4 protein-coding genes and 1 pseudogene are annotated in these 5,475 nt (G+C 66.7%); 1 reads left to right on the forward strand and 4 read right to left on the reverse strand.

From position 1 onward, the window contains the following. Positions 1 to 543 (reverse strand): TerD family protein (locus U9980_RS11950; protein ID WP_322767973.1); only part of this gene is annotated, 543 nt, incomplete at its 3' end. Positions 544 to 857: 314 nt separating this feature from the next. Between U9980_RS11950 and U9980_RS11955 the strand changes: the two genes are divergently transcribed. Next, positions 858 to 1,844 carry an aldo/keto reductase gene (locus U9980_RS11955; RefSeq protein ID WP_322755073.1) on the forward strand — a complete coding sequence of 329 codons (987 nt, stop codon included), beginning with the start codon at positions 858 to 860 and terminating at the stop codon, positions 1,842 to 1,844. A 72-nt stretch (positions 1,845 to 1,916) separates the two neighbouring features. On the opposite strand, the gene U9980_RS11960 is transcribed toward U9980_RS11955, so the two are convergent. The 3 genes and pseudogenes from U9980_RS11960 to U9980_RS11970 all read right to left on the reverse strand — a co-directional run. Further along, positions 1,917 to 2,459, reverse strand: a complete 543-nt coding sequence (locus U9980_RS11960; protein WP_322755084.1) for a hypothetical protein — start codon at positions 2,457 to 2,459, stop codon at positions 1,917 to 1,919. A 75-nt stretch (positions 2,460 to 2,534) separates the two neighbouring features. Continuing rightward, positions 2,535 to 5,060 (reverse strand): SpoIIE family protein phosphatase, encoded by a 2,526-nt coding sequence (locus U9980_RS11965; RefSeq protein WP_322767970.1) that lies wholly within the window; start codon positions 5,058 to 5,060, stop codon positions 2,535 to 2,537. Between the two features lie 75 nt (positions 5,061 to 5,135). Next, positions 5,136 to 5,475: pseudogene (locus tag U9980_RS11970) on the reverse strand (TetR/AcrR family transcriptional regulator); the annotation flags it as partial.

The following is a 5,475-nucleotide window of genomic DNA, read 5'->3' on the forward strand; positions in this document are numbered from 1 at the left end:
TGGTGGGGCCGGCGTGTCCTCCACATCCCCGCCGAAGGACCGGATCAGCTCGGCGAGCCCGCCGTCGAAGCCCTGCCCGACCGCCGCGACCCGCCAGACCCCCTTACGATAGAGATCACAAATCATGACGGCGCGTTCGCTGGTGAAATCCGCGCCGCTGAACGCGTAACGCAGGACCTCGCTGCCACCGACGACGATCCGGAAATAACCCGACGAGATCTGGGACGCGGCCCCGGCTCCGTCGATCGCCGCGCAGAACGACAGCTTGTCGATACCCGCCGGCACCTTCTCCAGCGTCACCCGGAACGACTGGATGTCACCGGCCTGCTCGCCCAGTAGCTGGATCGACGCTTCGGGCGAGGTGGGCTGGTTGAAGAAGACAAAGTACCGGTCGTCGGACAGCTTGTCGTTCGCGTCCAGCCCGAAGCAGGACACGTCCCAGGTCAGGCCGGGCGCGGCGAGCCCAATGCCGATGTAGAGGTCAGTGCCGGGGGTGATCGCGGACAGCTGGCTCTTCTGCCCACGATTGAACTGCTGGACCACCGTGCTCTCCTTCGCCCTTCCTGCCAGCCGGTACCGGGTGAGTCTGCGTCGGGTCAGCCGGTACCGGTACAGCCTGCGCCGGTACAGCCTGCGCCGGTACAGCCTGCCTCGCATCCGGTCTGTCAGCCTTGCGCCCCATCGGAAGACCAGCCTGTCCGCAACCTGACAGGCCGACAGGCTGCCGACCGAACGATCCTGTCTCCGCTCACGCTTCCCTCCCCTCGGGAAACTTCAAGGAAGGTAGCAGCTCTGATTACGGACGTGTTCGGCGCAACCGGGTCGCGCGCCGGCTCCGCACAGCGTTCACTGGAGTCATGCGGTACGTCGATGGAGTAACCACGAAAAAGAAGATCTCTGCGATCGGGCTGGGCGCATGGCAGTTCGGCTCCCGGGAGTGGGGCTACGGCGCAGCCTACGCGGCCAGTGAGGCGCCGGCGATCGTCCGGCGGGCGCTCGAACTCGGTGTGACGTTCTTCGACACGGCCGAGGTCTACGCGTTCGGACGCAGCGAACGGATCCTGGGCGGCGCCCTGAAGGAGGCCGGCGCGCTCGAGACGGCCGTCGTCGCCACCAAGCTGTTCCCGGTGCTGCCGGTCGCGCCGGTCGTCGAACAACGCGCGGTTGCCAGCGCCAACCGACTCGGCGTCCGCCAGCTCGACCTCTACCAGGTGCACCAGCCCAACCCGCTGGTCCCGGACACCAGCACCATGCGGGGTATGGCCGCGCTGCAGCGGGTCGGGCTTGTCGACGCGGTCGGGGTCAGCAACTACTCGCTGGAGCGGTGGCAGGCGGCCGAGGAGGCGCTGGGTGTGCCCGTGCTCTCCAACCAGGTGCAGTTCAGCCTTGTGCGGCCGCAGGTCGAGCGGGACCTCCTGCCGTACGCGGTGAAGAACGATCGGTTGATCATCGCGTACAGTCCCCTCGCACAGGGTCTGCTCTCGGGTCGCTACACCCGCGAGCATCGCCCGACGTCACGGGTCCGGGCGATGAATCCCTTGTTCCTCCCGGAGAACCTCGACGCGGTACGGCCGGTCCTCAACGTCCTGCGCGATGTTGCCGCGGCACACGACGCGAGCCCGGCACAGATCGCGCTGGCGTGGGTGATCCGGCATCCGAACGTGGTGGCGATCCCCGGCGCCTCCACCGTGGCGCAGCTGGAGAGCAACGTGGCCGCCGCCGACATCGAGCTGACCGAGGTGGAGTACGGCGCTCTGAAGGCCGCCTCAGACGCCTTCGAGCCGGCGCTCGGGCCGCGAGCCGCCATTTCCGCGATCCTGCGTGGTGGCATTCGGCGTTCCTGATCATTCGCCGTTTCTGATCATTCGCCGTTCATAAGAGCCTGTTAAAGATCCACAATAGACTCTGGATGGCTGTCAGTCAGAATCCGGGCTGGACATGACATGGAACGGCGGGCAGACCGCCGAGGAGTGGTAGGCGGCCGCCTCCAGTGCGAGGCCCACCCGTTCCAGCGGGTCGAGGTGGGCACTACCGAACAGGGAACCGAGCGCGAACTCCTCGCCGCAGCCGACCGCATCGTACAGGTCGATGCTGCGGCCGATCTGGAAGTCGGAGTCGATCCGGTAGAGCCGGCCACGGATGCCGACCAGGAACACCCCGCCCTCCTCCGAACCCGATTCGTTGCGCGCATAGCCGCCCTCACGCAGACAGTCGCGCACCGCGGAGATGAAGTCGGTGGCCATGAACCGATCTATGTCCCAGGTCTGCGGGAGGGGCGGAACCAGGCTGTACCGCAGGAGCTGACCCATCCGGAACGACGATGTGAAGCCCATGATGAACTCACTGTTGCGGAACACCTTGGTGTCGGCGCGGACCGTGATCGAGTAGCCGGCCACGCCGGCACTGTCACCACCAATGATCACCCTGCCGTCATACTCAAGACCGACGATGCAGGTCACAACGAGGAAGCATATCCGGTCGAGACGCGAGGTGTCCGACAAGCCCCGGATAGCCCCCATCACACATATTTCGCCTCATCGGGCTGCGGGAAGAGACTGTTCGGCCCAGATGATCTTACCGTCGCGAGTCTGGCGGGTTCCCCAGCGCCCAGCGAGCGCAGCGACCAGGAACAGACCGCGTCCACCCTCGTCAAGGGTTCGGGCGCGGTACAGGTGTGGGGCCGCGCTGCTCGCGTCGGAGACCTCGCAGATGAGGGCGGTGTCCCGGATCAGCCGCAACTGGATGGGCCCCCGGGCATGACGGATCGCGTTGGTGACGAGCTCGCTGACGAGCAGCTCTGTGGTGAACGCGGCGTCGTCCAGCCCCCACGCGGCGAGGGTACGCAACGCCCCTGCCCGGGCGTGGGTGACGACGGCTGGGTCAGCGGGTAGGTCCCAGCTGGCGACCTGGCTCGCATCGAGAGCCCGGGTGCGGGCAACCAGCAGCGCAACGTCATCGGCGGGATGTTCGGGCAGCAGGGTTTTGAGCACCCGGTCACAGGTAGCCTCCAACGACGGCGAGAGCTCCGGCGACGAGGGCGGGAGTTCGTCGGTGGGCCGAGGCGGGGCGAGTGCACTGCGCAGCGCGTCGAGCCCCACATCGATGTCATGCGCGCGGGACTCGACCAGCCCATCGGTGTAGAGGACGAGCAGACTGCCCGCCGGCAGTTCGACCTCGGCTGCCTCAAACGGCAAAGCACCGAGCCCGAGCGGCGGGCCGGCAGGTACGTCCAGAAAATCGACCGTGCCATCAGGGGTGACCAGGGCGGGCTGGAGATGACCGGCTCGCGCCAGTGAGCAGAGACGGGACACCGGATCATAGACGGCGCACAGACAGGTGGCACCGATCTCGTTGACGGCCTCGCGGTCCGAGGGAAGGACACTTCCCGCAGTGTCGTCGTAGTCCGCGGCGAGACGCACGACCACGTCGTCCAGACGGGTGAGCAACTCGTCCGGTTCAAGATCAATATCGGCCAGCGTGCGGACGGCGGTACGCAGCCGGCCCATGGTCGCGGCGGCATGGACACCATGGCCGACGACGTCGCCGACCACCAGGGCCACCCTGGTTCCAGACATCGGAATCACGTCGTACCAGTCACCACCCACGCCGACCTGGGAACTGGCCGGCAGGTAGCGGGAGGCGACCTCGACGGCGCTCTGTTCGGGCAGCCGTTGTGGCAGCAGACTGCGCTGAAGGGCGAGTGCGGTCGTGCGCTCACGGGTATAACGGCGGGCGTTGTCGATGGACACCGCAGCCCGGGAACCGAGTTCCTCGGTGAGGACGAGGTCATCCTGCTCGAAGGCTTCCGGGCGCCGGTGTCGGGCGAATATCGCAACTCCGAGGGTCGTTCCGCGGGCACGTAGTGGCACCGCCATCACCGAATGGAACCCGTGCTGAGGGGCCACGGCCCCTGCCACCCATCGGGCGACATCGGGGTCGGCAATCCGGTTCAGAATGGGCTGGCCGGTTGCCAGGCATCGGGCCGGGGGCGAGAAGGCCGGATAGGTGTCCACCTCCCCCAGCTTGATCACAGCCTCCGCGCTGCCTTCGACAACGGATCGGTGGGCGACGCGACGCAGGGCGACCGGGCCGACCAGCGGACCGGGAGCCGGCTCACCCCCGTAGTACACCGAATCGAGCAGATCGACGCTGGCCCAGTCCGCGAGTGCGGGGACGGCCATGTCGGCCAGCTCCTGGGCGGTCCGGGTCACGTCAAGGGTGCTGCCGATACGGGTGCTCGCATCGTCGAGCAGGGCCAACCGCTGCCGGGCCCAGTACTGCTCGCTCACATCGAAGGCTGCGGCGAACACGCCCAGCACTCGACCGTCCGAATTCTTGATCGGCGACATGCTGGTGGCCCAGGCGTGGTCGCGGGGCTCGGAGGGGGCTCGAACATAGTTCTCGTAAACCACCGATCGACCGGTTTCCACCACCTGACGCAGCTTCCCGGCAAACCCCGCGTAGCTGGGGTTGCGCAGCGCATCCATGAACGGCTGCCCGCGTAGGTCGTCCTCCTCAAGGCCCAGCATGGATTTCGCGCCGACGCTCAGCCGCCAGAACCGAGTCTCGGCATCGTAGATCACGATAAAAAGCTCGGACTGTGTAAACCCCCAGTCCGCGATCGTCCGATCGTTCACGTGCGCGAACGGATTCTCCTTCGGATCCCCTGGACTCCCCGGATCCCCTGGGCTCCCCGGATCCCCCTCCGCTCCGGGGACGACCAGGAACCACTGAACCCCGCCGGCAGCGTCCAGCAATGGATAGGCACACAGTGTCAGAATCAGGATTCGGCCGTTACGGTGACGCACAGCGACCTGCCCACTCCATCCCCGCTGCTCTGCCACGGCCAGACGCAAAGCGCCCGGAATGTCGGTGGCAAGGATGCCGACCCCGGACTTCCCGACGATCTCATCCGGCGAATAACCAAGCATCCGACCTGCAGGCGCGCTCCAGGCGATGACGGTGCCATGCGGATCAACCGCGGCTGTGGCCGCATCCACCACACCAAAAAAATCATCAATCCGACCGTCGACGGTCGGGCCACGTGTCTCCAGTGTCATCTATTTCGCTCTTCCCCCTCGCGCCCCGGTTAGAACCAGGAAATCGCGACCCATACCCGACAGCGGAAGCTGTGGTCAACCACCCGGGAAGCCGGAGTCGCCAAGAGTGAGCATGGCCTGACAGACCTCGGCCGGACACATCGGCGGCTCGGGCAACGAGCTGGCCCGTTCAGCACGAAAGGCGTCGAGCATGAGGCCGAGGTGACGTTGCCAGGCTCGGGGAGCGACGCTGCGGGTCGCCTGGATGATGCGGGTGTTGGCCCAGATGAGAATGGCGATGTCCTCCGCGGTGACATCGTCGCGCAGCGTGCCCTGCTGCTGGGCGCGGGCGACGATACGGCAACTGAGATCGTAGGCGCTGCTTCGAGCCTCCTCCAGCCGATTGGCCTTGGGCAGGTGCATCGAGGCCACGTCG

The organism is Protofrankia sp. Cr1, assembly GCF_963555865.1.
Taxonomy (GTDB): Bacteria; Actinomycetota; Actinomycetes; order Frankiales; family Frankiaceae; genus Protofrankia.

What these genes read in the sequence shown, in the direction of transcription:
- U9980_RS11955 (WP_322755073.1), top strand. Translation starts at nt 858, where the DNA reads ATGCGGTACGTCGATGGAGTAACCACGAAAAAGAAGATCTCTGCGATC.
- U9980_RS11965 (WP_322767970.1), bottom strand. Translation starts at nt 5,060, where the DNA reads ATGACACTGGAGACACGTGGCCCGACCGTCGACGGTCGGATTGATGAT.